Source organism: Lacticaseibacillus camelliae DSM 22697 = JCM 13995, from assembly GCF_001436615.1.
Taxonomy (GTDB): domain Bacteria; phylum Bacillota; class Bacilli; order Lactobacillales; family Lactobacillaceae; genus Lacticaseibacillus; species Lacticaseibacillus camelliae.
Genome location: NZ_AYZJ01000029.1, coordinates 106828 through 133212 on the forward strand (window position 1 = coordinate 106828; position 26385 = coordinate 133212).

The window sequence follows — 26385 nt, forward strand, 5'->3', positions numbered from 1 at the left end:
CGTCTATGGCCACCAAACATGAACAAATTCTAGCCTACATCGGCAGTTTGCCGGTGGGCACGAAGATTTCTGTCAGGGCTGTTGCCAGGGAGCAACACGTCTCAGAAGGAACAGCTTACCGGGCAATCAAAGAGGCGGAAACCACAGGGCTGGTGTCAACCATCGAACGGGTCGGGACGATCCGCATCGAGCAAAAACCGCTCAACAATATTGATTCGCTGACTTTTCGCGGCCTGCTATCGCTGACCGACGCGAAGATCTTAGGTGGCTCTGCCGGACTAGCGAAGCACCTGGACAAGTTTGTGATCGGGGCGATGACGCCGGACGAGATGCTGCGCTACATCACGAAAAATTCTCTGGTGATCGTCGGTAACCGAGAAGACGCGCAAATGCTGGCCTTACAAAACGGTGCCGCAGTGCTGATCACAGGGGGCTTTGCAACGACCGACCGGGTGATCCGGCTGGCCAACGAGATGGAGCTGCCGGTCATGCAAACCACGCACGATACGTTCACGGTGGCGACCATGATCAACCGGGCACTGTCTGACCAGGCCATCAAACAGGATATCCTGACGATTGCGGCTATTTACACGCCGCTGGCCGATGGGGTCCAAACCGGCCGGCCGGATCAGACAGTGGCGGACTTCACGAAGTTGCGGGCCGGCCGCAGCGATTTTGCTTTACCGATCGTCACGCCTGCCGGGCGCCTGGTGGGCATGGTGGGGAAAAAGCAGGTGACCGGCAAGAAGCCGAGCACCGCGCTGGAGCGCGTCATGATCAAAGATTCGATCACGGTGCGGCCTTACTTAGGGGTCACTGCCGTCGGTCACATGATGCAAGGCAACGGCCTGTCCGTGCTGCCAGTGGTCGATGATTCCTGGCAGCTGCTGGGCATCGTGACGCGCGGATCGGTGTACTCGGCGCTGGCGGAGCTTGGGACCAACTCTCAAGGGACAACGATTGCCGATTCGGTTGCCACGGCAGTCACGCCGGCACCTTCCGAGTCGGCGCAAAGTGCGGCCTACACGCTGGTGACCACTCCGATGATGATGAACAAGCTGGGCACGCTGAGCTTTGGCGTCATGAATGAAATCGTCAATTATGCCGTGACGCATTTTCTTAACGCGCAGGGGCGCCGCAACGTGTTGATTGAACAACTCTCACTGCACGCGTTTCGCCCGATTCAGCTGGAAACCACGATTCACATTGCAGTGAAGACGTTGGAGCTGAACTCGCACACCGCAGTGTTTGAAGTGGCGCTGTCAGCGGACGGCATGCTGGCGGCCCTGGCGCTGACCACTTGTCAGTTATTGGAAAGGACAACACGATGATTCAAGAAAAGATTCTAGAAGCCATTCAAAGTTATGCTACGATCATCATTCACCGGCACGTGAAGCCGGATCCCGACGCTTTGGGCTCTCAAGGTGGGTTAGCCGCGGCCATTCGCGAAGCCTACCCCAGCAAGCATGTCTACCAAGTCGGTGGGCCGGTCGGCGATCTGAACTGGCTGAGTACGATGCAGGAGGTGCCAGATGACACCTACCAGGGCGCACTGGTGATCGTGTGCGACACTGCCGATCGGCCACGCATCTCGGATGACCGGTTTGACCGTGGGGCCATGCTGATCAAAATCGACCACCACCCAAATGACGACGCGTACGGTGACTTGCAGTGGGTCGACGAGGATGCCAGCTCGGTGTCGGAAATGATTTTTGACTTGATCCAGGGTTCAACGCGCAAACTGTTTCTGACCGCGGCCAGCGCCCGCCTGCTGTATGCAGGCATTGTCGGTGACACCGGCCGCTTCCGGTTCAACAACACGCAGCCGCACACGCTGGCGGCAGCGGCCCGGCTGATTGAAGAGGACTTCGATCCGGCCGGCCTGAACAACCGCATGAACGCGATGACCTTTGCGCAGGCTAAGTTGCAGAGTTACATATTCGACCACATGACGATCTCAGACAGTGGCGCGGCGACGGTGACAATCCCGCTTGCGGAAACCGAAAAGCTCGGCCTGCAGCCTGACGAGGTCCACGCCGCAGTTGGCACTCCGGGCCGACTGGGTGAAGTCCAGGCCTGGGCGCTGTTTGTAGAGCAAGCAGGCGATGAGCCTTACCGCGTCAACTTACGCTCCAAGGGGCCAATCATTAATGGCCTGGCCAAGGCCCATCGCGGCGGTGGGCATCCGCTCGCCAGTGGGGCTAAGGCAGAGGACCAAGCAGAGATTGCCCAGATCACCAAAGAACTAGACGAGCTTACCGCAGGATTTTCGAAAGTAGGACATCATGACCAATCAATTTAAGCAATATCAGTTAGCCCCATTTTTATTCAAGGCGCTGGACGCTGAGCACATCGACACGCCCACGCCGATCCAGGAAAAAGTGATCCCGGCTTTGCTGCGGGGCGAAAGTGTCGTGGGCCAAAGTCAGACCGGGTCTGGTAAAACGCACGCCTTTTTGCTACCGCTGCTGTCGCGCATCGATCTGGCCAAAGACGAGGTGCAGCTTGTGATCACGGCGCCTTCGCGCGAGCTGGCCGATCAGCTTTACGAAGTCGCCAGCGACCTGGCCCAGTTTGAGCCGCAGCTGCGAATCCAGCGTTACGTCGGCGGCACGGACAAGAGCCGCCAGGAAGGTAAGCTAGAAAGCAAGCAGCCGCAAGTGGCCATTGGCACTCCGGGCCGGCTGCTTGACCTGATCTCGGATCACGCGCTGACGGCATACACGGCGACCATGTTTGTGGTCGACGAGGCGGACATGACGCTGGACATGGGCTTTTTGGAGACTGTGGACCAGATCGCCGGCCAGTTTGGCGAGAATCTTCAGATGGCGGTATTTTCCGCCACGATTCCGCAAAAACTGCAGCCGTTTTTGAAAAAGTATATGGCCAACCCCACGGTGATCGAGCTCAAGCCCAAAACGGTGATTGCTGACACCGTCCAGAATGACCTGATTCAGGTCCCAGCCCGCGACCGCAACGCGCTGATTTATAAGCTGGCGACCATGGGGGAACCGTTCTTGGTGCTGATTTTTGCCAACACCAAGACGCACGTGGACGCGCTTCACAAGTACTTGACGGATCAAGGCCTGAAAGTAGCCAAGATCCACGGCGACGTGGAGCCAAGGCGCCGGCGGCAGGTGATGAAACAGATCGGCGAGCTCAAGTACCAGTACGTCGTTGCCACTGACCTGGCTTCGCGCGGAATCGACATCGACGGGGTATCACTGGTGATCAACGCCGAGCTGCCTAAAGACAACGAGTTCTTCATTCACCGCGTGGGTCGGACGGGGCGCAATGGCCAGTCCGGCACCGCCATCACGCTTTACGAGCCTGGGCAAGAAGCCCAAATCGCCGAGCTCGAGCACATGGGTGTGCACTTCACCCCGAAAGCGCTGAAAAACGGCGAGCTGGTGGACACGTATGATCGCAATCGCCGCATCCACCGGCAGAAGAAGGCCACCCCAGTGTCCGGCAAAATCGCCGGCATGGCCGCCAAGGAGGCCAAGAAAAAGATGCCAGGCTACAAGAAGAAGATCCGCAAGGCGGCGGAAAAAGAGGCCTGGTTCAACAACCGGGTCGAGAAGCGCAATTCTGCCCGGTCCGCCCGCAAGGCCAAAAAGACGCAGCAGTAGTCGTCGCTACTCCGGTAACCATCGCATTTAAAGGAGGGTCCCATGCCAAAAGTTGAACTGATGCTTTCAGAATGGAACGCACTGGCACCTGAACGTCAGCGCTTTATTGCGAGCCAGCTGAGTCGCTACTTTCTCAGTCCGCTGCTTTCAGTTGATGCCATCATGCCAGTTGCGGTGGATTATTTCGGCAATCACCTGAACACCTTTGACATTCTGATTGGCGGGGAGTGGCTCCGGTTTATTCCAGGGATGCGGCACGTGGCGCTGGGCGTCAAGCAGCCGATCCCGGCTGAGATGCAGGGGACGTTAAACGCGCTTGGGGTGAGCAAGACGACCGCGCAGCAGCACCTCAGTCCGGCGGCAGTGCGAGATATGCCGCCGATGCTGGTGGCGCGTACAAGCGTCAACACAGGGGAAGAAGTGATCGGGACGATTGACCTGACAACTCAGGTGTTTTCCGGCGATCATTTTGCCTACGTCCCGATCAAGAATCAGGTGCTGGCACTGCTGCGGCCAAAAGCGGCGGGGCTGACCCCGACTCGCGCAGACGCGTTTGCGCCTCGCCTGGAGAACGCGACCGTGGTGTTGCGGCTGGCCGGCGAACACACCTATCAGGTTGCCGTGAAGCGGGACTGGGACCAGGCGGGTTTAGTCAAGCGCCTTTCCGGGTTTGGCTTTGCTTTGCCGGATGAGCGCGAGTACGAGTACCTGATGGGCGGTGGGCTGGATTCGCTGTTTGGCTGGGGTAATCGGCTGCCCGAAGCGGGGATGCGGTACGTGCCGAACCGTTTTGGCTTGACTGTGCCAGTCGCGCGCAAAGGCGCCGAGCTGGTGCGCAGTGCCTTTGCCAAAAGCGCTGCTGTTTCGGCCGGGGCAACCGTCCAAGCGCTGCTGCCCCTGTCGCAGTTTTATCGCACGCGGCCTGGGGCCTTTAAGACCATGCGCTACCGTAAAATCGCCAAGGTCGAGCTACAGTAGGCCTGACCGGTGACCTGTTGACACCGTCTAACTCGGTTCGTATAATGAATCTTTGTTAGGATATGCAAACGTGTTGCCCACTTTCAGAAAGTCACCGGGTGCTGTGAGGCGATAGGGACAGACGTTTGTGCTCCCTGATCTGAAGACGATAATCAATTAATGAAGTGGTAAACGACCAACATCGTTGCAACCAAGGTGGTACCGCGCGCAAGCGTCCTTGGAATGCAGCGGTGTTTTTTCTTTTGCCAAGGAGGACAGCATGAAAAAACTTTCAAGCGGCGAAATTCGCCAAATGTTTCTTGATTTTTTCAAGTCCAAGGGTCACTCGGTTGAGCCCAGTGCCAGCCTGATCCCAGTGGACGACCCGACGCTCTTGTGGATCAACTCCGGGGTCGCGACGTTGAAGAAATACTTCGATGGCACGGTGATCCCGAAGAACCCGCGGATCACGAATGCGCAGAAGTCGATTCGCACCAACGATATTGAAAACGTCGGCAAAACAGCGCGGCATTTGACCTTTTTCGAAATGCTCGGCAACTTCAGTGTTGGTGACTACTTCAAAAAAGAGGTCATTCCGTGGGCGTGGGAATTTCTGACGTCGGACAAGTGGCTTGGTCTGGACAAGGATAAGCTTTACGTGACGGTTTACCCGAAGGACAAAGACGCCAAGGAACTGTGGGAGAAGACCGGCGTGCCGGCTTCGCACATTTACGAGGTAGAGGACAACTTCTGGGACATTGGTGAAGGACCCTCTGGTCCGGATACCGAAATCTTCTACGACCGGGGTCAAAGCTTCAACAATCTGCCGGAAGATGATCCGGAAAGTTATCCTGGTGGTGAAAACGAGCGCTACGAGGAAATCTGGAACATCGTGTTCTCTCAGTACAACCACTTGCCGGACGGCCGCTACGTCGACCAACCGCACAAGAATATTGATACAGGGATGGGGCTTGAACGCCTGGTGTCAGTTATCCAAGGCACCAAGACCAACTTCGAGACCGACCTGTTCCTGCCGATCATCAAGGCGACTGAAAAGCTTTCGGCCGGCAAGACCTACGGCAACGGCGGCCGCGACGACGTGGCCTTCAAGATCATTGCGGACCACGCGCGCACAGTCACCTTTGCCATTGGCGACGGCGCTCTGCCCAGCAACGAGGGCCGCGGCTACGTGCTGCGCCGCCTGATTCGGCGCGCGGCCGTCAATGGCCGCCGGCTGGGCATCAAGGATGCGTTCCTGTACAAACTGGTGCCGGTGGTTGGTGACATTATGGAAAGCTATTACCCGGAGATCAACCGGAACAAGGCCTTTATCCAGAAGGTCATTCGGTCTGAAGAGGATCGGTTTGCCGAGACCTTGGACGCGGGGCTGAGCCTGCTGAACCAAACCATTGCGGACCTGAAAGCCAATAACGAAACTGTGGTGCCCGGGGCAACTGCGTTCAAGCTGTTTGATACGTTCGGCTTCCCCGTTGAGCTAACGAAGGAGATTGCCGAGGATCAAGGCATTGACGTTGACATGAAGGGTTACGAAAAGAATATGGAGGCCCAGCGCACGCGCGCGCGGGCCGCACGCGGGGACGCGCAGTCGATGGGCAGTCAGGATAAGACGCTGATGGCCATCAAGACCCCCAGCAAGTTCACTGGCTGGACTGATTTGCAGGACGATGCCAAGCTGACTGACCTGATTCAGGATGATCAGGAACAAGACCGGGTCACCGGCGGCGTGGCCCAGCTGATTTTTGACCAGACCCCGTTTTACGCGGAAATGGGTGGCCAAGTGGCCGACCACGGCGAAATCGTCGATGGCACTGGCGCTGTCGTGGCCAAGGTCACTGACGTGCAGCATGCGCCCAACGGCCAGAATCTGCACACGGTTGAGGTCGAAAACACCCTGAAGAAGGGCGAGACTTACACCCTGAAGGTCGATGTCGAACGGCGTAAGAAGGTTTCCATGAACCACACCGCGACGCACCTGCTGGATCAGGCCCTGCGGCAGGTTCTGGGCGAGCACACGCACCAGGCGGGCTCGCTGGTCGAGCCGACCTATCTGCGCTTTGACTTCACCAACTTTGGGCAGGTCACCGAAGCACAGCTGCGGGAGGTCGAAACCGTCGTCAACCAACAGATCTGGCGGCAGCTGCCGATCACGTGGAAGGAAATGCCGATTGGAGAGGCCAAGAAGCAAGGCGCCATCGCGATGTTCGGCGATAAGTACGGCGAAACCGTCCGCGTTGTGACGATTGGGGACTTTAACCGTGAGTTCGATGGTGGCACGCATCCGACCAACACCGCCGCGCTTGGCCTGTTCAAAATCACCGGCGAGTCGGGAATTGGCGCCGGCATTCGGCGCATTGAGGCCGTGACGTCCAAAGAGGCGTACGACTACCTGACCAAGCAGCAAGACGAGCTGGCCCAAACGGCGCGGACGCTTAAAATCGATCACGTGGACGGCGTCCCGGCTAAGGTCGAAAGCTTGCAGCAGGAACTTAAGGCCAGCCAGAAGACGGTCGAAGGTTTGCAGGCCAAGCTCGCAAATGAAGCGGCGGCCGGCATCTTCGACGATGCGGAAAAGGCCGGTCAGTTTACCCTGATCGCCAAGCAGCTCAAGGTGGCTGGCATGAAGGAACTGCGTGATTTGGCTGACCAGTGGCGCGATAAGGATGCGTCTGACGTGCTGGTCTTGGCGACGGCCAACGGCGGCAAGGTCAGCCTGCTGGTGGGCGCTTCCAAGGCTGCCATTGCTAAGGGTGTGAAGGCCGGTGACCTCATCAAGGCCATTGCGCCGGCCATCGGTGGCGGTGGCGGCGGTCGGCCGGACATGGCTCAGGCCGGTGGTAAGAAGCCAGAGGGGATCCCATCAGCCCTGAAGCAGGCGCAAGAGGCGCTGGCAGCTAAGTAGTGTGACAAGGCTGAATGAGTTCAAAAGCCGCGGCGTCATGGCGCCGCGGCTTTTGTTTGCAATGAAAATGTAACGCACACGCCGTTGGTCGCACGGCCGCAATGGCTGGCACATCAAGCCCGAGGCGACTCGTGGCGGCCTTGACGGAACGTTGTACTTTAACCGGCTTTCAAGTAAAATAGAGGCTAGCTGGAAGGGATAGAGGTGTTGAAAATGGGCACATTAGATCAAACCGTTCATTTTGATTTTCCGGAGAATAATCCGAAAAACATTCATGAGACGCTGGAGACGGTCAGCAAGTCGCTGGAGGAGAAGGGGTACAACCCGATCAACCAGATTGTCGGCTACCTGATCTCAGGAGATCCGGCCTACATTCCGCGGTACAACGACTCGCGGAACTTGATTCGCAAATACGAACGCGACGTGATCATTGAGGAGCTTGTTCGCAACTACCTCGGCAAGGAGAAAAAGTAGTGCGCTACATGGGACTGGATGTGGGGTCACGCACGGTGGGCGTCGCGATTTCTGATCCTTTGGGGTGGACGGCTCAGGGACTTGAAATCATTCGCATCAACGAGGACAAGGAAGAATTTGGCCTCGCCCGCGTTGCGGAGTTGGTCACCCAGTACGAGGTGACCAACTTTGTTGTGGGCCTGCCCAAGAACATGAACAACACCGAAGGTCCGCGCGTCGAGAAATCGAAGGCGTACGGGCAGATGCTGGCCGACCGGTTCAAGTTGCCGGTCGCGTACACCGACGAGCGGCTGACGACCGTCGAAGCGAGTCGGATGCTCATTGAAGAGGCGGATGCCTCACGTAAACGACAAAAACAAGTCATCGACAAACTGGCGGCACAGCTGATTTTGCAGAATTACCTAGATCTTCACAGCCGCTAACAAGGAGGCCATCATGGCAGACAAGAATAACCATGTGCACGAAGGCGACGACCAGCAGCAGATCACGCTGATCGACGATAAAGGCAACGAAGAATTATATCAGGTGCTTTTCACTTTCGATTCAGAGGATTACGGCAAGAGTTACGTGTTGTTGTATCCAGAAAGCGCCAGCGACGATGAAGAGGTTGATATTCAAGCCTTTTCCTTCACCCCAGACGAAAACGGCGACGCCAGCTCGGGGAATCTTTACCCCATCGAAGACGACGACGAATGGGACATGGTCGAAGAGGTGCTCAATACCTTCTTGGCCGATGAGGATGAGGACGGCGAATAACCAATGCACCGCGCCGCAGTGATGGGGCGCGGTTTTTTTACGGAAGGGGACCAGTAATGGCTGAACGCAAGCGGCGGTTCAAAGCTGTGATTGACGGAAAAGAATACACGATCATTGGGCCGGGGACGACTGCCCACTTTGAGGCGGTCACTACGCTGTTGAATCAGCGCCTGGCGGCACTGCGTGAGGCCTCGCCCAAGTTAACGAAGGAAGACGCAGCGGTGCTGTTGGCGTTCAATGCGCTTTCCGACCAGGTGGATCAGGCGGCCGCCCAGCAAAAGACGGAGGAGCCGGATGCTTAGCTTTGCGATCATCGTCTTTCTGGCGTATTTCTTTTACGCAGGCGCTGAACGGGGGCTGTGGCTTCAGTTAGTTCACGTCGGCGGTTACTTAGTGAGCCTGGGCCTGGCGGCGCTGCTTTACCAGCCGGTCGCCAAGCTGCTTTCGCTTTGGGTCCCGTACCCTTCGGCCACTCAGTCCAGCCACTTTGTTTTCTTCTCGAACCGGGTCGGGCTGACACTGGATGATGCCTTTTACCGCGGCATCGCGTTTCTGCTGGTGCTGGCAGTCGGGTGGCTGCTGACGCGGTTTGGCGCGCTGTGGGTCCACGACCTGAAGTACCGCAAGGCGGACCGTGCCAGTTTCATCACCGGCGGCTTACTGAACCTGGTGATGGGCTACGTGTTCCTTTTCTTGGTCCTTTATGTGGTGGCGCTCATTCCTTTGGCCGGTCTCCAGAACATGTTGGCAAACTCGTTTCTGGCCCGCACGATTGTCCGGTACTCGCTGGGTCTGACAAACTGGGTCACGGCACTTTGGCTTTAACGACCAGCACATCATTGCGTGCTGGTTTTTCGCATTTTTAAGGAGTCTAAGCATGAATAAAAAAATTTTGAGCACCCTTGGGTTTGACCAGATCAAAGCGGCTTTGGCCAAGGATGTCGTGACGGCGGCTGGCCACGCGCGGGCCCTCGCGCTGACCCCGACGGCCGACCGCGCAAAGGTGCAAGAGGCCCTGGACGAAACCGCGGACGGGGCGTCGATTCTACGCCTTAAAGGTGGCATGCCGCTGCCTGAGCTGAGCGATGTCGGGCCGGCACTGAAGCGCGTTGACATCGGTGCCACGCTGAACGGCAAGGAGCTGGCGCAGCTCACACGGGTCTTGCGCAGCGTCAGCGCGGTGGATGATTTTTTAACTGACCTCACTGACAAAATTGAACTGCGGCGCGTGTACACGCTTCAGCAGCAGTTGACGGTCCTGCCTGAACTGGAACGGCGCCTGTATACAGCAGTGGACGAAGAAGGCAACCTGACCGATGAGGCCAGCGAGACGTTGCGGACCGTTCGCAATCAGATTCGGCAGCTGGAGGCCAACATTCGCAGTCGGATGGATTCTTATATCCACGGCAACATGGCAAAGTACCTATCCGATCCGATCATTACCTTGCGCGATGACCGTTTTGTTCTGCCGGTGCGGTCCGATTCACGCGGTCAAGTCGCCGGCGTTGTGCATGATCAAAGTGCTTCTGGTGCGACGTTGTTCATCGAGCCCCAAGCCATCGTGGAGATGAACAACCGGTTGCGCGAGGCGCAAATCGAGGAGCAGCAGGAAATTGCGCGCGTGCTGGCGGAGCTCTCCGCAACGGTTGCGCCATACAGTAAGCAAATCGCCCGTAATGCGGCGGTGCTGGGCCATTTCGACTTCATCAATGCCAAGGCCCGCTATGCCCGGGAAATCAAGGCGACCGAGCCCCTCGTGTCGCCAAAAAATGAGGTCGACATCCTCCAGGCGCGCCACCCGCTGCTGGACCCACATAAGGTCGTGCCTAACGACATCGTGATCGGCAAGGACTATCAGGCCATTGTGGTCACCGGCCCGAACACCGGTGGGAAAACCATCACGCTGAAGACTTTGGGGCTCTTGCAGCTGATGGGCCAGGCGGGCCTGTTCATTCCGGCAGCCGAGGAAAGTACCATCGGTGTGTTCTCGGACGTTTTCGCCGACATCGGCGATGAGCAAAGCATTGAGCAAAGCCTCAGCACCTTTTCCGGTCACATGGCCAACATTGTTGACATTCTTGACCACCTGGACGATCAGGCACTGGTCCTGTTCGATGAGCTGGGGGCTGGGACCGATCCGCAGGAAGGCGCGGCGCTGGCGATCGCCATTTTGGACGAGGTCGGCACGATTGGCGCCGACGTGGTTGCAACGACCCATTATCCGGAGCTGAAACTTTACGGGTACAACACCCCGGGCACGATCAATGCCTCGATGGAGTTTGATGCCGCGACTTTGCAGCCCACGTATCGGTTGCTGATCGGCGTGCCGGGGCGGTCAAATGCGTTTGATATTTCTCGGCGCCTTGGGCTGGACGATGCGATTGTTGACCGCGCCAAGTCGCTGATCGCAGATGACAGTCACGACTTGAACAACATGATCGCAGATTTGGAAAGTCAGCGCAAGGCCGCCGAAACGGAGTACAAAGCGGCTCGGGCAGACACGGATGCGGCCCAGAAACTGCTTGCTGATTTACAGGCTGCTTACACCGCCTTTGAAAAAGAGCGCGAAGCTCAGCTGGCCAAGGCGCGTGACCAGGCCAACGTGATGGTGGAAAAGGCCCAGAAGAAAGCCGACAAGATCATCCGTGATTTGCGTCAGATGCAAAAAGCTGGCAGCGGCAGTGTGAAGGAAAATCAGCTGATCGCCGCCAAAACTGGCTTGAAGCAGTTGCATCAGGATCAGCCGCAGCCTAAGAACAAGGTGCTGCGCCGTGAAAAGAAAAAGTTGGCGCTGCACCCTGGCGACCGTGTCCGGGTGCTGTCTTATGATCAAACCGGTGATTTGCTAGACCAAGTAGACAAGACGCACTGGAACGTGCAACTGGGGATCTTGAGGATGAAAATTAAAACCTCGGATCTGGAAAAGGTCGCAGAGCCCACGGAACAAGAACCCAAACGGCGTGTGGCCATTGTCAAGGGCGGGGCGGCCAGTGGCCCTGATACCACGCTGGATTTGCGCGGCGTGCGCTACGAGGACGCCATGGCGCGGCTGGACCGTTATATCGATTCGGCGCTGTTGGCTGGGTATCCTCAGGTCACCATCATTCACGGGCTTGGAACCGGGGCAATTCGCAACGGGGTGACTGAGTACCTGCGTCGCAATTCCCAGGTGAAGAAGTTCGGCTTTGCTCCGCAGAATGCGGGCGGCTCCGGCGCGACCATTGTGCAGTTTAAGTAGTTAATTGCAGGCAATTTAGTTGAATCCGCTTGACGGTCATGCTACAATGGTTACGAATAGTAAGAGGACAGGCGATAGCGTAGTTTGAATTAGACGAGGAGGAATCGTTATGGTTAAAGTAGTAAGTGATCAGGATTTTAAGCAGGAAACCGACACCGGCGTCACCTTGACCGACTTCTGGGCAACTTGGTGTGGCCCTTGCAAGATGCAGAGCCCAGTGATCGAGTCGCTGGAAAAGGATCGTTCAGACGTTAAGTTCACCAAGATGGACGTTGACCAAAACCCTGAGACCCCAGGTGCTTTTGGCATCATGGCCATCCCGACCTTGATCGTGAAGAAGGACGGCGAGGTCGTTGAGAAGCTGGTTGGTTATCAGACCAAGGACCAGCTCAACAACGTCTTGGATAAGTACACGAAGACCCCGGCTTAACCGCCAAAAAAGTCTAGGCAGACGCGATGTGCGCTTGCCTAGACTTTTTAGTTTAGCGTCTATTAGGGCTCATAACTGCAGCGATGTTGGCGAGACCGGTTGCTCGGACTTGGGGTCAAGGGCCACCGTCAAGTCGACCTGGCGTTTGTGGGCATCGACGCTCGGGTTCGCTTCCACCACAATGCCGAGGATCTGCTGCAGACTTTGGGCGAGAAAGCCAGCCTCGAGGCGGAAGTCGGGATGGTCAAAGTTGGCGATGCGCGTTTCCACGACGGTGCCAGTCAGCAGGTAATGACGTTCCTGTTTCTTAGCCGTTGTCGGCGTCAACGTCCCGAATCCCACCTGAGCGAACAGTTTAGTCAGATCCTCTTCCGTCACAGGCAGTTTACGCGCCAAATCGCGCCCGGCCCAGTAGGCAATGTTGGCAGTTTCCTGGCCAAGCAGGTCCGGCAGCAACAGGTCACGCAGCATTAGCTGGCCGAATAATGGCCCGTCTGCCTGCATCGACAGTAGATCTTTGTATGTTCCTTTGGCCATGAGCACCCTCCTCAGGCAGCGCCTAGGCGCCGCATTCCTTTTCAGTATAGCGAAATTTTTCAGGGAAAAACAGCGTAGACGGCACCGTCTTGAAATTTTTATCGGATAGCCGCACAATAAAGGTTCAGAACTTTTCAGACGGAGGCAAATAATGAACAACCAACCTATTGGGTTCATCGATTCCGGCGTTGGCGGCTTGACCGTGGTCAGGGAAGCCTTGCGCCAGTTGCCCAACGAAAGTGTCGTGTTCCTCGGCGATCAGGCCCGGCTACCGTATGGTCCGCGACCGGCCGCCCAGGTGCGTGAATTCACCTGGCAAATGGTCAATTTTCTACTGCAAAAGCACATCAAGATGCTAGTGATCGCGTGCAACACCGCCACTGCGGCGGCGCTGCCCGATGTGCGGGCCAAGCTGGATATCCCGGTCGTCGGGGTGATCGTGCCTGGTTCCCGCGCCGCGATCAAGGCAACGAAAACCAATCACATCGGGGTCATCGGTACGGAAGGTACAGTGCGCAGCCACGCCTATGCCGATACGATTCACGGCAAGGCCGCTCAGGTCACAGTGACCGAGCTGGCCGCGCCTAAATTTGTGCCGCTGGTGGAATCAAACGAAATGACTTCGCCGGTGGCTAAGCGCGTGGTGGCGGAGACCCTCAGGCCGCTGCTGCACCAGGGCATTGACACGCTGGTGATGGGCTGCACGCACTATCCGTTGCTGCGGCCGCTGATTCAGAACGTGATGGGCGATGACGTGACGTTGATCGATTCCGGCGCCGAAACGGTCAGCGAGGTGTCGATGCTGCTTGACTACTTCGGCTTGGCCGCGGATGGCAGTCAGCCGGCGACGAATCAGTTCTACACCACAGGTAACGCTAAAATGTTCAACCTGATCGCCGGTAACTGGCTAAAGCTGAAAGTGGCGGCGAGCCGGGTCGTCATTGATCAGGAACCGACTGATGTGCAGCCGGCAGCGCTCAAAACGGTGGTGATTGCGTCTAAAAACCAGGGCAAGGTCAAGGAGCTGGCCGCGATGTTTGAGGCGGACGGTCTGACGGTCAAAAGTTTGGCTGATTTTCCGGCCGTGGCCACAGTGCCTGAAACCGGCAAAACGTTTGAAGAAAACGCGCGGCTCAAGGCTGACGGCTACGCGAAGGCCTTAGAGCTGCCAGTGGTGGCGGACGATTCGGGTCTGATGGTTGACGCGCTGGATGGCGCTCCTGGGGTCTTTTCCGCACGCTACGCCGGTTCAGGGCACAATGACGCGGCCAATAACGCCAAGCTGATCGCCAACTTAGCCGACATTCCGGCTGAGAAACGGACGGCAACGTTTCACACGACGCTGGTGTTTGCTAAACCTAACCGACCGGCCGAAGACTTGGTGGTCGATGGCAGTGTCCAGGGCCGCATCACCGGCGTCCCGCGCGGTGATAACGGCTTCGGCTACGACCCGTACTTCTACCTGCCAAAGCTGGGTAAAACCATGGCAGAATTGAGCCAAAGCGAAAAAAACCAAATCAGCCACCGCGGCAACGCGATGCGCGCGCTTGAGGCCAAGTGGCGAGACTGGTACAAGGAGGACTAAGAACGTGAAACTGGTCGCAGTGAGTGATACGCATGGGGATCATCAGATCCTCGAGGACATTTTGACGCAGCAACCAGAGGCCGATGCTTACCTTTACGCTGGTGATTCCGAGTTTGCGGCCGACGACCCGATTTTCAATCATTACCAGGCCGTGCGCGGCAACATGGATTTTGACCAGGGCTTCCCAATGACGCGCACGCTTGATGTTGCGGGGCTCACCATTTTTCTGACCCATGGCCACCGGTTCAGTGTTGGCTTCACCCTGAAGCTGCTGATTGAGGCGGCCGCAAAGGCGAAGGCGCAAGTGGCAATTTTTGGTCACACGCACCAGTTGGGCGTGGAAATGCATCAAGGCATTCTAGTGCTGAACCCTGGCAGCATTAGTCAGCCGCGCGGCGAATTTGCATCGCTTGGCGGCACCTACGCTGTGATTGAGGCGACTGATGCGCAGTTCACCGTGACGTATTACCTGCGAAATGGTCAGCCGGCGCCAGAGCTCACCCGCCGGTTCGGTCGTTAGATTCCAGTCAATGAAAAGCGCCTGTTGCCAGTGAATTTCACCGGCAACAGGCGCTTTTGGGTGGCGTGTCGATTGGATTAAGACCGCTCCCATTTAGCCGCGCAGAAAGACGCTCTTGTACAACAGTACCGCGCAAATGGCGGCGAGGATGGGGGCAACCACAGGCACCCAGGCGTAGCCCCAGTCTGATGAGCCTTTGTGCTTCAGTGGCAGCAGCGCGTGCAGGATGCGAGGGCTGAGGTCACGCGCGGGGTTCAGCGCCGGTCCGGTGGGGCCGCCAAACGAAGCGACCAGGGTCCCGACCAGAAAGCCCAGGGCCATGTGCGCGGTGCCGAGGTTATTCTGGAAAAATGGCGCCTTGGTGATGCCGAGCGCACCGAAGAAAAGAATGAACGACCCAATAAATTCATTGACGAAGCCGTTGAGCTTGCTCGAGGTGGCGTTGATGGTCGAGAACGTTCCCAAAATGTGCCGGGGATCAGTCGTCAGGTCGTAGTGCGGCTTGTACGCCGCCACCACCCAAAGCTGGCCGAACATGGCGCCGGCAAACTGGGCGAGCAGGTAAGGGACGACTTCCGCCCACGGAAACATGCCCGCAACGGCTAGGCCAATCGTGAACGCCGGGTTGATATGGTTGCCTGAGATCCCGCCAATCATCATCGCCGGGATCATGACGCCGGCGCCATACCCCACAGCAATCAGCATCCAGTCGGAACCGTTGCCCTTGGTCCCTTTTAAGTCCACATTGGCGACTGAGCCATTGCCCAGTGCAACCATAATGGCGGTACCCATGAACTCTGCGAAGAGTCGGGTCCAAAGATCGTAAGTCATTTTACTGCCTCCATTGAATTTTCTGAAAATTGCAGTGACATGCTGTCTAGTTTATCAAGCGATAAGAAAATAGTAAACAAGGTTTGTGAATAATGCAAGCGGTTTCAACTAATGAAATAACGCACAAAGCAAAACTGTCTGAGACCAATTTCACAAACACAACCTGGACTAACACAGCAAAATGAAAGAAAAACGGCATTTTTTGAAAATGCTTTCACGAATTTTCTTGGATCCAGAAAAATAACGATGTTGCGCGACTCTTTGCCCCTAAATCACCTGATAGGGAGTATACTGACATTGGAATCAATCTAATTAGGACTGCTGTGTGGGGACAGCGCTTTGGAGGGGTGAGCAATGAAAGTTGTGATTTTTTCCACCTGTATCGTCGACCTGTTTTTCCCCAATGTCGGCAAGGCCATGGTGGAGGTGTTGGAACGGTTCGGCTGTGACACCGCAATGCCAGTCAAACAGATCTGCTGCGGGCAGCCGACGTTTAACTCCGGCTACGTCAAGGAGACTCAGCCGGTTTTCAAGAACCAGATTGATGCCCTGCTGAGCATTGATGCGGATTACATCGTGGGGCCGGCCGGTTCATGCGTCAATATGCTGCGGGAGTTCCAAGTCCAGTTGAAGGACGACCCTGAGTACGCTGAAAAAGCAAAGCAGGTCGCGGCCAAGACCTGGGAGTTTTCTCAGTTCCTTTACCGGGTCTTGGGTGTGCTCGATGCCGGCGCTGAGTTGGCTGCCACGGCGACCTATCATCGCTCGTGCCACATGACGCGATTGTTGGGTGAACGCACCAGTCCATCTGTGCTGCTCGATCACGTGAAGAATCTGAAGATGGTACCGCTGCCGCACCTTGAGAATTGCTGCGGCTTTGGCGGCTTGTTTTCCGTCAAGGAGCCTGAGATCTCCAAGCAGATGGTCGACGAGAAAGTCGACGATGTGATCTCGACCGGTGCCAGCGTTCTAATTTCTGCCGACCCAGCGTGTTTGATGAACATCGCCGGCCGGTTTAACCGGCGCGGCGAAAAGATCAAGATCATGCACATCGCCGAAGTTCTCAATCACAACGTCGATCCAAGCCGGATCAAGTACGCGCCGGCGGAAGACCGAGATGAGCTATACGCTGGTGGCTACAACCAGGGTTACACCCAAAGTGATGTGAAGAAGGAGGTGGGTGCATGACCATCAAAACCTCAGACGAGCCGTTCTTGACCCGTCTTAAAGAATCCGAACAGGACAAATTTATGCAAAAGGCGGTGGCCAAGGCTCAAGACGCTCAGTGGGATAAGCGCACGGCTGCGCGCAACGAGCTTGGCCACTGGGAGCAGTGGCGAGATCTGGGCGAGCAGATCCGCCAGCATGTGATCCGTTATCTGCCGGATTACCTCGAGGAGTTTGCAGATAACATCGAAAAGCGCGGCGGCCACGTCTTTTTCGCCAAAACCGACAAAGAGGCCAGTGACTTCATCAAACGTTTGGCGGAAGAAAAGCAGGTGCACCACGTCGTTAAGTCCAAGTCGATGGTGACCACCGAAATCGATTTGGATAAGGAGCTGCTGAAGATTCCAGGCCTGTCCCTGCTGGAAACTGATCTGGCGGAGTTTATTTTGCAGGAGGACGACTGGGACGAACCGACTCACATCGTTTTCCCAACCCTGCACAAGAATCGCAATCAGATCCGGACCATTTTTCAAAAGCTCGGCTACACCGGCGATAATGATCCGCAGCACCTCGCCCGCTTTGCCCGCAAGTATCTGCGTGCCTCGTTTCTGAAGGCCGACATGGGCATTACCGGATGCAACTTCGGCGTAGCGGATTCCGGGCTGATCAACCTGGTCACCAATGAAGGCAATGCGGATTTGGTCATGGCGATTCCGAAGACCCAGGTGGTCGTGATGGGGATGGAGCGCCTGGTGCCAAGCCTTAAGGAGGCCGAGGTACTGGACAATATGCTGGCGCGTTCGGCGGTCGGCCAGAAGTTGACCTCGTACTGCAGTTTCTCTACGCGCCAGGTCAGCGGCGAAAGCGATGGGCCTGAGGACTTCTACGTAGTGATTGTGGACAACGGCCGCAGCAACGCGCTGGGGACCCCGTTTGAGCCCGTTCTGCAATGCATTCGCTGCGGCGCCTGCCTGAATGTTTGCCCCGTTTATCGCCACATCGGCGGTCACGGCTACGGCTCGATTTACCCAGGCCCAATAGGGGCGGTGTTGTCGCCAGTCCTGCGCGGTTACGAACAGTTCGGCGATTTGCCGTTTGCCTCGAGCCTGTGCGGGGCCTGCACCGAAACTTGTCCGGTTCGCATTCCGCTTCATGAGCTGCTGATCAAGCACCGGGAAGTGATGATGAACAAGCTGCACACGGACAAGTCGTTCAACAATGTGATCATGAAGGGCATTGGGGTCGCGACCTCGACACCGGCGATGTTTCGCATGGCCCTGACGGCCGATCACGTGGCCATGGCCCCGCTGACGAAGCACGCCCCAATCACAGTCGAAAACGAGTACCCGGAAGGCATCATCAGAAAAGCACCGTCCATGGCCAAGGGCTGGACCGATGTGCGAGATCTGCCGGAGATGCCCAAGCACAGTGAGAACTTCCGGAGCTGGTTCAAGCAGCACCACAAGGAGCAGGAGGCAAAGCAAGATGACTGAGCGTGAAGCATTCTTGGATGGGCTCGCAGCCAAGTCGGGTAGGCCGCGGCACCAGCTTCAAGATCACCCGCTGGTGCCAGTGAATGATTTGCCTGAGACCACGCTGGCGGACAAAACCCCTGCGGAACTGGCGGCGCTGGCCAAACAAAACAGTGAGGCCGTCCACGTGAGGTACCAGACCACGAATACGGCGGGGCTGCCGGCTGCCCTTGATGCGTTTATTCAGGCTAAGGCGGCGAAGACCTTGCTGCTGCCGACCAGTGACGCTTACCAGCGCTTTGGCCTGGAGGACTGGCGCCAGCAGGTTCAGCCGGTCCCGACCTATTGGACTCCAGGGGCGGGCCGGGAGGCGAACTTGAAGGCGGCCGCAGATGCGGACGCGGCGATTGGGTTTGCCGACTTTCTGCTGGCGGAATCCGGGACAATCACTGCGGCAACGACGCCGGGGCAGGGGCGTGCGTTTCATTTTCTGCCGACGCATTACCTGGCCATCATTCCGGCCAGTCGCATCGTCGCCCGCTCGCGCCAAGCCGCCGACTGGTACGATGGCGAAATCAAGGCGGGGCGCCTTCAGACTTCCAACATCAATTTTATTACCGGCCCGTCTAACTCGGGGGATATTGAGATGGTGCTGATTGTCGGGGTGCACGGGCCGTTGGACATGACCTACCTAGTCGTGACCGACCGGTAAAACAACAGGTCGGATGGACAATTGAATTGTCTGCCGGCCTGTTATTAATTTCTTCACACAGATTAAAAAGCCGCAAAGGTCAGATCATGGGAGTGCTTTCATCACGTGATTCCGGTAGAATAGAGCCGTACTGAAAAGGAGCGATTCTATTTGATCAATCAAGTGATCGACCACATGATGACCCAAAACCGCAGCCACTTCCTGATTCCTGGGGACATGATTGCGAGTGTGAACGAGGACAATTCATTGCGCCATGCGTTCCTCGTGCTCACCAAGGTGCGCTACGCCAAGATCCCGGTGCTGGACAACGATGACCACTTCAAGGGGCTTTTATCGCTGCCGATGATCACGGACAAAATGCTTGGCCTGGACGAGATCACGGCCAAGCCTCTGGATGAGTTCTGCGTGCGCGACGTGATGGAAACTGGCGTCACGACCATCGATGATCCGTACAACATTGAAGAAGTCCTTCACGCGCTGGTGGACAGTGCCTTCCTGCCAGTGGTGCAAGATGATGGGACGTTCACCGGGATTGTGACCCGGCGTGAAGTCATGAAAGGGATCAACTACATCGGCCATAACATCGACAAGCAATACGCCATTACGGCTAAAGAACCAGCGGCGACACATCATTAAAATAACTAAAAGAATCGGCCCTTTCAGGGTCGATTCTTTTAGTCGAAACGGCGACCGAGAATCGCTAGGCTGCGCCGCTGGCCGTCCAGTTCGGCGACGCCTGGCAGCAGTCCCCACTCGGCAAAGCCATTTTTTGCAAACAGGCCCAAACTGGGCTGGTTGTGGGCAAATACGAACGCGACCAGCGCCTGCAGCTCGAGTCTTGGCAGCTGGGCAAACACATAAGTCAGCGCCTGTTGGCCAAAGTGTTCATGGTGGTGGTGTTGGTCAATATAGATACTGATTTCGGCGGTGTGACTGTAAGCTGGCCGGCCGTAAAAGTCTTCCAAACCAACCCAGCCCACGTCGTTCCCGTTTTCCTTCATCAACCACAGTGGGCGCCGACTGGGGTCAAACGCGGCAAACCATGCCTGACGCGAGGCCACACTGACCGGCTCTAAGTCGGCGGTCGCCAACCGGCCGGGGATGCTTTGATTATAGATAGCGACCACGCGAGGCAGATCCTGCAGGGTCGCCAATTCAAAATTTAACGTCAATACCGACACCACCTTCCGTCTTGGCTCGATTATAGGAAAGCAGCGGGTAAAAGAAAAGACGTCCATCCAAAAAAGCTCTCCGCAAGTAAGCGAAGAGTTCGTGACAAGCGGGTTAGCCAGGGGCTGATGCAATACGCCGTTTATTTGGCCGCGGGCCGGTCCAGAAATAAGGTTGCCAGAATGCCGACTGCTGCGCTGGCTAACACGAGGACACCGGCGCCAAGTTGGCCGCTTGCCGGCCAGTAAGGCTGCAGTTCGGTCTCAATCAAGATGAGGACAGCAGCCAGCACAATGCCGATCACCGCGTAGTACACCTGCGCCTCATAGCGACGCAACAAGGCCTCCATGATTTTGGCGATGATGAGAAGGCCGACGATCGCACCAACTATGAATGGCACGAGCAGCATTGCCGTGTTCAAGTGCTTCCACAGCCCCTCCCAATTGCCCGCGAGCAGCGCCTGGAGCGCCGGCCCCAGCGCGGCAACGGCGTTGTACACGGTACCGTACTGGTCGATCACCATCAGCATGATCGATCCGGAAATGCCGGGAATGGCCATTAAGGCGACGGCAAAGACACCAGCGAAGGCCATGGTCAATGCATCCTTGGGCCCGCTGAGGTGAGTCAAGGCAATCAAGTTTTCCGGCTCTGTGCCGCCAAGCTGCGCTAGTCCGTAAATCAGTGCAAAGCCTAGGACTGGCAGGAGCAGGTACCCGGCGCGAAAGGGCACTTGCCGCACTTTTCGCCAAACGAAGGGGCCAATGCCGAGCACTAGGCCGATGAAAAAGCCGTAACTGGCTAGCGGCCAGGCCGTGGTGACCAGCAGCACGGCTCGGGTCGAAAGCAGTACGCCTACCACTGCCCCGAGGGTGACCGGCACCAGCAGTTTGGTGTGTTGCCTGGGGGCCTCACGAAAATGGTTGATGGCCGTGAGCAAGTGGTCGTATAGGCCCACAACGACGGCGAAAATACTGCCGGAAAGGCCGGGGATCACAAGCGCGATGCCGATCAAGGCACCTTTGATGACGTTGATCAAGGGCAGTCCTCCAAGAATTTATTTGGTGAGCGTTAAGGGCGCGCTGGGCAGATCGATACCCGCCTTGTGCAGCGCTTCGATGTAGGCGGCGAGAAACTGCCGTTGGACGGCCAACTGCTCCCCGTTTTGGGTCAAGAACTTGACCTGGTACGAGAAGGTACCATTGGCGCTTGCAGTCAGGCCCAAGATCTCCGGTCCTTGCCGAATGGCTTTCACCTTCGGCACCAGCGTGTCGTTCACTTGGTCGATCACCTCGCGCACGGTGTTTAGATCCGCATCGGCACGCATCGGCAGGCTGACCAGCGCCTGCATGTTGCTGCGCGAGAGGTTCGAGACAATGGTGATATTGCGATTGGGAATGTAGTTGACCGTGCCATCGTAGCTTTTAACGATCGTGGTGCGCAGCCCGACTGCCGTCACGGTGCCGGTGACCTCGCCGAGGCGGACCGCATCACCGACGTCGATCTGGCCCTCAAGCAAAATGAAAAAGCCGGTCACCACGTCTGCCACGAATCCCTGCGCACCCAGGCCCAACGCGATGCCAACAATTCCAGCGCCGGCCAGTAGGCTGCCCACCGGGACCCCCAGCACGCTGAGGACTGCGTACAGGTAGAAGAAGAAGACGGTGTAGCCCAACACGTTGATACTCAAGGTGTGCATGGTCTTGGCCCGCGTGCTGGAAATACCAGGGCGGCTTGTGTAGGATTTAAAGCCGCGGTTGATCAGGCGTTTGCCGATGCTGTTGACTAACAGGAACAAGACGCTGAACAAGATGATTTCTAGCGTGGTCCCGAGGACTTTGTCTAGGATCTGACTCCAGTCGATCCGCTGAAAGTAGCGCACCCAGGCGCTTGGCTGGGTGGTCATGGTGGTGGTCAAAAATAAATGCTTCACGTTATTCGCTCCTTGTGTTCCTTCTAGTGTACCAAATCGCGGTGGGCCACGCCTAGGGCCAGGGGGTGTACTCGCACAGAAACTTAGCGAAACGTTTGCCGCGCCTTACTAATGATGATATTCTAATTGTATACGCATGCAGAGCTTTTGTATGTTAAAGGAGGGTGTTGCATGTCAGGAGCAGAAGTTGCCGGCGTGATTGCCGCGGTCGCCTTTTTGATCATCGCCTTGGCGGTTGCCATCATCGCGATTCGCCTGTCCGGGGTGACCAAAGAGATCAAGCAGACGGTTACGGAAGTGAACCACACACTGGATACCGTCAACGGTGAGATCAAGCCATTGACGAACGAAATCGAGGCACTTTTGACCAAGTCCAATGTGCTGTTGAACGATGTCAATGGCAAGGTCGCAGCCATCGATCCCGTGTTCACGGCCATTGGTGAGTTGGGTGAAAGCGTGTCTGACTTGAACACCTCGACGCGTAACTTGGCCGAAAAAGTCACCAGCGGGGCCAAAAGCGGCGCTAAGGTGACCGTGGCGGCCAAAGTTGGTCAAAAGGCAATGAACCTTTTTACAAAGAACAAAGACACAGAAAGTAAATCACATTAGGAGGCATTTCTATGGCAAAAAAGAGTCATTTCTTTTTAGGTTTTGTTTTAGGCGCAGCCAGCTCCCTGGTTGCAACGTACCTGTTGACACCACAAAACAGCGATGAGCTGAAGGAAAAGTTTACTAAGACCAAGGATGACTTGGCTGACCGGGCGGCGGACTACTATGACTACGCCAAGGACGCCACGGCGGAATGGCGCGAATCTGCTCAGGGCGTGGTTTCTGACTTAAAGGAGAAAGCTGCTGCAAAGGCGGATGACGGTGACGTTGCCAGTTACGACGACGCCACGCAAGCCTTGAAAGATCAACTGACCGATGCGCCGGAAACCGCGAACTCGGATGCCTTTGACGACATTGTGCTGGACGGCAAGAGCGCTTTTGCCCAGGCCAAGGATGAAGCAGAGAAGGCGGACGACGACGGCGTTGAAGACGCCAATGACGCGGATGCCGATGCGGATCTGGCAGCAGCCAGTGCTGCTGATGCAGCCGCGGCCAACGACGAGGATCCGTCGCTGCCAACCGAGGACGACCAGCCGCAAGCCTAACCGATCAGTGCGTTAACGCAAGCCGCCCAGGCAACCTGGGCGGCTTTTTGCGTCCGTATAAAAAGCACCTGCAGGCCGCTGCCCACAGGTGCTCGTTATATAGAATTACTTTGAAGCTTTCTTGGAATCTTTAGCTTCCTTGCGCACACGCGCATGTTCTGCAACTTGCTCGATGTGCTGGTGCATCAGCTTCAACATCAGGTCATTCGGCAGACCCATTTGTGGGCTCAGCGCACGTTCGATATCAGATACAGGCATAATCTCTTTCCTCCTCGTTCCTTATTTTTCATCATAACCATAACGTGCTAGGTCGAAATGTGCAAATAATAAATACATTAGTTTTCATGTGTTTACAAAATGAACACAAGGGTTTAATTCAGAATGCACGAAGGCCTTCGCAGTGGCCTTTCTAAAGGCTTCACAAGCCTCCGCTAAGCAACGGTAAATGCGCTGTGCTTAGAATCTCATTTTTGCCTCATCGTTTATTTGATGCTTAAATTCCGCGGTATTTTCACAACCAGTCGCGCTTTCAATAACATTTTTGTGATTTCACTATTGTTTGGTGGGAAACAAAACGCTCGGCGTTTGCGCCGAGCGTTGAATTAGTCGATGACGGTGAATTCCTTTGGCGTGTGGGTGAATGGCTCGCAACCGGTTTCGGTGACGTGCACGCAGTCTTCAATGCGGACCCCGGCCACGCCTGGCACATAGATGCCGGGCTCAATGGAAAAGCACATGCCAGGCTTCAGCTCCATCTGGTTGCCAGCCATGATGGACGGATACTCGTGCGTTGACATGCCGATGCCGTGGCCAAGGCGGTGGTTGAAGTACTCACCATAGCCTGCCTTGTCAATGATGTCACGGGCAATCTTATCGAGCGCTGCTGCCCGCATGCCTGGCCGGACTGCGGACTGCGCCGCGAGCTGGGCCTCGAGGCAAACCTTGTGCAGCTCCTTGGCTTGTTCGGAGACGCCTTGGCCAAACGCGACGGTGCGGGTGGCGTCACTCATGTAGCCATGATTGTCGGTACCGAGGTCAAACAGCACAAGCTCACCGGGCTTGATGGCAACTTGCTCCGGGCCGCCGTGCGGGTCGGCCGCGTCCACGCCTGCCTGCACGATTGTGTCGAAGGACATGTGCATGACGCCCTCCTTCATCATGGCGTATTCAATCTCAGCCACCACGCCTTGTTCGGTGATGCCGGTCTTCAGCGCGTTGAAGCCGGCGGTAAACGCGCGGTCTGCTTGGCGGCCGGCTTCTGCCATCTGGGCGATCTCCGCCGGCGTCTTGATCAACTGCAGGCCCTCAATGAAGCGGCTGGCATCGGCGGGAAACGCGGCCTGAGGGAACTCGCGCATGATCGCCTCAAACTTGAATACAGCGAGGTCATCCTTTTCAATCCCCCATTGAAGTGGCTGCGGGCTGCGCTTTTTGATCTCATCGGCGATCAGCGCAAACGGGTCTTCTTGGTCCAAGTAGCCGGCGACGGCGTAAGGCCAGCCCGTTTTCTTGACGGCCTCGATGGAAAGGGCCGGGACGAACAGTAGCGGCTCCTGGTCAGGAAAGACAAACAGACCGGTGACGCGCTCCTCGGGATCGGAGAAGAAACCGGTGAAGTAGTTGATATTGGTGAAGTTACTGATGTAGGCAACATCGAGATTCTCGGCTTGCACCCAGTGCTGAAGTTGGGTCAGATGTTCGTTCATGGTGAGACCTCCTAAAGGTATTTTGGCCTAGTTAGTATATCATAGGCGCGGTCTGTCAGCTTTCTGAAAAGACCTCATGAAAATTACCGTGAAAAATTCAGTAAAACGCTTGCATTGTTGATTTACTTTTGCTACAGTAGGTTGGAAATTAACGCAGGCCAAACGCCTGTGTGAGGAGAGAATCGAAATGGAAAAACAAACAATCACGATTTATGACGTTGCCCGCGAGGCCGGTGTCAGTATGGCGACTGTATCACGGGTCGTCAACGGGAACCCGAATGTGAAGCCGGCGACCCGGAAAAAGGTCCTGGAAGTCATCGACAAGTTGGACTATCGGCCAAACGCGGTTGCCCGCGGGTTAGCTTCAAAAAAGACGACCACGGTCGGGGTCATCATCCCGGATGTCACTAATATGTTCTTCTCCAGCCTGGCGCGGGGGATCGACGATGTGGCCACCATGTATAAGTACAACATCATCCTGGCTAACTCGGATGAGAATTCCCAAAAAGAGGTCCAGGTCCTCAACACCTTGCTGGCCAAGCAGGTCGATGGGCTGATCTACATGGGCAACGATATCTCTGACAACATTCGTCAGGAATTCTCCCGCAGCAAGACGCCCATCGTCTTGGCGGGTTCAGTGGACCCAGACGAGCAGGTGGGCTCGGTCAACATTGACTACGTGGCCGCAGTGGAAGCTGCCACGACTCAACTGATCAACGCCGGCTCCAAGCAGGTCGCACTGGTCACCGGACCCCTGAACCAGCCGATTAATGGGCAGTACCGGCTGAAAGGTTACAAGCAGGCTTTGGAAAAGGCTGGTCTGGCCTACGACGAAAGTTTTGTCTTTGAAACTGAGACCAGCTATCACGCCGGTCTTTCCCTGTTCAATCAGTTGCAAAAGGCCGGTGCGAACGCGGCCGTTGTCGGTGACGATGAAGTGGCTGTCGGGGTGCTGGATGGTGCCCTTGATGCTGGCGTCAAGGTTCCGGCTGATTTCCAGCTCATCACTTCTAACAACACGAAGCTGACGGAAATGGCGCGGCCGCAGTTGACCTCGATCGATCAGCCGCTGTACGACATTGGTGCCGTGGCGATGCGCCTGCTCACCAAGATGATGAACAAGGAAGATATTGACGAAAAGACGATTCGCCTAGGCTTTGATATCACGACCCGCAAGTCGACGCGCTAATCACG

28 protein-coding genes are annotated in these 26385 nt (G+C 56.5%); 21 read left to right on the top strand and 7 right to left on the bottom strand.

Going from position 1 to position 26385, the window contains the following annotated elements; genetic code table 11:
* Nucleotides 1–5 precede the first annotated feature (5 nt).
* The 12 genes from FC75_RS06550 to trxA all read left to right on the top strand — a co-directional run bounded on the left by FC75_RS06550 (nt 6) and on the right by trxA (nt 12407).
* A complete protein-coding gene (locus FC75_RS06550; RefSeq protein WP_056989451.1) occupies nt 6–1331 on the top strand; it encodes a DRTGG domain-containing protein in 1326 nt (441 codons plus the stop codon).
* Entirely contained in the window at nt 1328–2302 is a 975-nt protein-coding gene (locus FC75_RS06555; RefSeq protein WP_056989452.1) for a DHH family phosphoesterase, read from the top strand. Before FC75_RS06550 ends, FC75_RS06555 begins: the two co-directional genes overlap by 4 nt.
* Entirely contained in the window at nt 2286–3632 is a 1347-nt protein-coding gene (locus FC75_RS06560; RefSeq protein ID WP_056989453.1) for a DEAD/DEAH box helicase, read from the top strand. Before FC75_RS06555 ends, FC75_RS06560 begins: the two co-directional genes overlap by 17 nt.
* A gap of 42 nt (nt 3633–3674) precedes the next feature.
* A complete protein-coding gene (locus FC75_RS06565; protein WP_054663063.1) occupies nt 3675–4610 on the top strand; it encodes a hypothetical protein in 936 nt (311 codons plus the stop codon).
* 259 nt (nt 4611–4869) lie between these two features.
* Nucleotides 4870–7509 (top strand): alanine--tRNA ligase, encoded by a 2640-nt coding sequence (alaS, locus tag FC75_RS06570; protein WP_056989454.1) that lies wholly within the window; start codon nt 4870–4872, stop codon nt 7507–7509.
* Between the two features lie 213 nt (nt 7510–7722).
* The gene (locus FC75_RS06575) at nt 7723–7983 is read left to right on the top strand and encodes an IreB family regulatory phosphoprotein (RefSeq protein ID WP_054663081.1); all 261 of its coding nucleotides are present in this window, start codon (nt 7723–7725) and stop codon (nt 7981–7983) included.
* A complete protein-coding gene (gene ruvX, locus FC75_RS06580) occupies nt 7983–8405 on the top strand; it encodes a Holliday junction resolvase RuvX (RefSeq protein WP_054663066.1) in 423 nt (140 codons plus the stop codon). The genes FC75_RS06575 and ruvX overlap by 1 nt, the downstream gene beginning before the upstream one ends.
* Nucleotides 8406–8418: 13 nt before the next feature.
* Nucleotides 8419–8739: a DUF1292 domain-containing protein gene (locus tag FC75_RS06585; protein WP_054663069.1), complete on the top strand. Its 321-nt coding sequence runs from the start codon at nt 8419–8421 to the stop codon at nt 8737–8739.
* A 56-nt stretch (nt 8740–8795) separates the two neighbouring features.
* Nucleotides 8796–9041 (top strand): cell division protein ZapA, encoded by a 246-nt coding sequence (locus FC75_RS06590; RefSeq protein WP_054663072.1) that lies wholly within the window; start codon nt 8796–8798, stop codon nt 9039–9041.
* Nucleotides 9034–9564, top strand: a complete 531-nt coding sequence (locus tag FC75_RS06595; RefSeq protein ID WP_054663075.1) for a CvpA family protein — start codon at nt 9034–9036, stop codon at nt 9562–9564. The genes FC75_RS06590 and FC75_RS06595 overlap by 8 nt, the downstream gene beginning before the upstream one ends.
* Before the next feature lie 52 nt (nt 9565–9616).
* On the top strand, nt 9617–11977 hold the full coding sequence (locus FC75_RS06600) for an endonuclease MutS2 (RefSeq protein WP_056989455.1): 2361 nt from the start codon (nt 9617–9619) through the stop codon (nt 11975–11977).
* A 109-nt stretch (nt 11978–12086) separates the two neighbouring features.
* Entirely contained in the window at nt 12087–12407 is a 321-nt protein-coding gene (gene trxA, locus FC75_RS06605) for a thioredoxin (RefSeq protein WP_054665174.1), read from the top strand.
* A gap of 69 nt (nt 12408–12476) precedes the next feature.
* Here trxA and FC75_RS06610 read toward each other — a convergent pair whose 3' ends face one another.
* On the bottom strand, nt 12477–12944 hold the full coding sequence (locus FC75_RS06610) for a DUF2507 domain-containing protein (protein WP_054665171.1): 468 nt from the start codon (nt 12942–12944) through the stop codon (nt 12477–12479).
* Between the two features lie 151 nt (nt 12945–13095).
* Between FC75_RS06610 and racE the strand changes: the two genes are divergently transcribed.
* Both racE and FC75_RS06620 read left to right on the top strand, forming a co-directional pair.
* A complete protein-coding gene (gene racE / locus FC75_RS06615; RefSeq protein ID WP_056989456.1) occupies nt 13096–14529 on the top strand; it encodes a glutamate racemase in 1434 nt (477 codons plus the stop codon).
* Nucleotides 14530–14533: 4 nt separating this feature from the next.
* The gene (locus tag FC75_RS06620; protein WP_054665166.1) at nt 14534–15049 is read left to right on the top strand and encodes a metallophosphoesterase; all 516 of its coding nucleotides are present in this window, start codon (nt 14534–14536) and stop codon (nt 15047–15049) included.
* A 93-nt stretch (nt 15050–15142) separates the two neighbouring features.
* Here FC75_RS06620 and FC75_RS06625 read toward each other — a convergent pair whose 3' ends face one another.
* Entirely contained in the window at nt 15143–15880 is a 738-nt protein-coding gene (locus FC75_RS06625; protein ID WP_054665163.1) for an MIP/aquaporin family protein, read from the bottom strand.
* 354 nt (nt 15881–16234) lie between these two features.
* Here FC75_RS06625 and FC75_RS06630 point away from each other — a divergent pair, with 354 nt between their 5' ends.
* From FC75_RS06630 to cbpB, 4 genes are all read left to right on the top strand, one after another.
* Nucleotides 16235–17068, top strand: coding sequence for a (Fe-S)-binding protein (locus FC75_RS06630; protein WP_056989457.1), 834 nt, complete (start codon nt 16235–16237; stop codon nt 17066–17068).
* On the top strand, nt 17065–18540 hold the full coding sequence (locus FC75_RS06635) for a LutB/LldF family L-lactate oxidation iron-sulfur protein (RefSeq protein WP_056989458.1): 1476 nt from the start codon (nt 17065–17067) through the stop codon (nt 18538–18540). Before FC75_RS06630 ends, FC75_RS06635 begins: the two co-directional genes overlap by 4 nt.
* Entirely contained in the window at nt 18533–19231 is a 699-nt protein-coding gene (locus FC75_RS06640; RefSeq protein WP_056989459.1) for a LutC/YkgG family protein, read from the top strand. The genes FC75_RS06635 and FC75_RS06640 overlap by 8 nt, the downstream gene beginning before the upstream one ends.
* A gap of 150 nt (nt 19232–19381) precedes the next feature.
* On the top strand, nt 19382–19867 hold the full coding sequence (cbpB, locus tag FC75_RS06645; protein ID WP_054665160.1) for a cyclic-di-AMP-binding protein CbpB: 486 nt from the start codon (nt 19382–19384) through the stop codon (nt 19865–19867).
* 38 nt (nt 19868–19905) lie between these two features.
* Here cbpB and FC75_RS06650 read toward each other — a convergent pair whose 3' ends face one another.
* The 3 genes from FC75_RS06650 to FC75_RS06660 form a co-directional block, all read right to left on the bottom strand.
* A complete protein-coding gene (locus FC75_RS06650) occupies nt 19906–20403 on the bottom strand; it encodes a GNAT family N-acetyltransferase (protein WP_056989460.1) in 498 nt (165 codons plus the stop codon).
* Between the two features lie 140 nt (nt 20404–20543).
* The gene (locus FC75_RS06655) at nt 20544–21437 is read right to left on the bottom strand and encodes a DUF368 domain-containing protein (protein ID WP_054665157.1); all 894 of its coding nucleotides are present in this window, start codon (nt 21435–21437) and stop codon (nt 20544–20546) included.
* An 18-nt stretch (nt 21438–21455) separates the two neighbouring features.
* Entirely contained in the window at nt 21456–22331 is an 876-nt protein-coding gene (locus FC75_RS06660) for a mechanosensitive ion channel family protein (protein ID WP_225350836.1), read from the bottom strand.
* Between the two features lie 171 nt (nt 22332–22502).
* Here FC75_RS06660 and FC75_RS06665 point away from each other — a divergent pair, with 171 nt between their 5' ends.
* Entirely contained in the window at nt 22503–22940 is a 438-nt protein-coding gene (locus FC75_RS06665; protein ID WP_054665154.1) for a DUF948 domain-containing protein, read from the top strand.
* 11 nt (nt 22941–22951) lie between these two features.
* On the top strand, nt 22952–23485 hold the full coding sequence (locus tag FC75_RS06670) for a YtxH domain-containing protein (RefSeq protein ID WP_056989461.1): 534 nt from the start codon (nt 22952–22954) through the stop codon (nt 23483–23485).
* Nucleotides 23486–23590: 105 nt separating this feature from the next.
* On the opposite strand, the gene FC75_RS12660 is transcribed toward FC75_RS06670, so the two are convergent.
* The gene (locus FC75_RS12660; protein WP_156314429.1) at nt 23591–23743 is read right to left on the bottom strand and encodes a hypothetical protein; all 153 of its coding nucleotides are present in this window, start codon (nt 23741–23743) and stop codon (nt 23591–23593) included.
* A 344-nt stretch (nt 23744–24087) separates the two neighbouring features.
* Nucleotides 24088–25191 (bottom strand): M24 family metallopeptidase, encoded by a 1104-nt coding sequence (locus FC75_RS06675; RefSeq protein ID WP_056989462.1) that lies wholly within the window; start codon nt 25189–25191, stop codon nt 24088–24090.
* 187 nt (nt 25192–25378) lie between these two features.
* Here FC75_RS06675 and ccpA point away from each other — a divergent pair, with 187 nt between their 5' ends.
* Nucleotides 25379–26380: a catabolite control protein A gene (ccpA, locus tag FC75_RS06680; RefSeq protein ID WP_056989463.1), complete on the top strand. Its 1002-nt coding sequence runs from the start codon at nt 25379–25381 to the stop codon at nt 26378–26380.
* Nucleotides 26381–26385 lie beyond the last annotated feature (5 nt).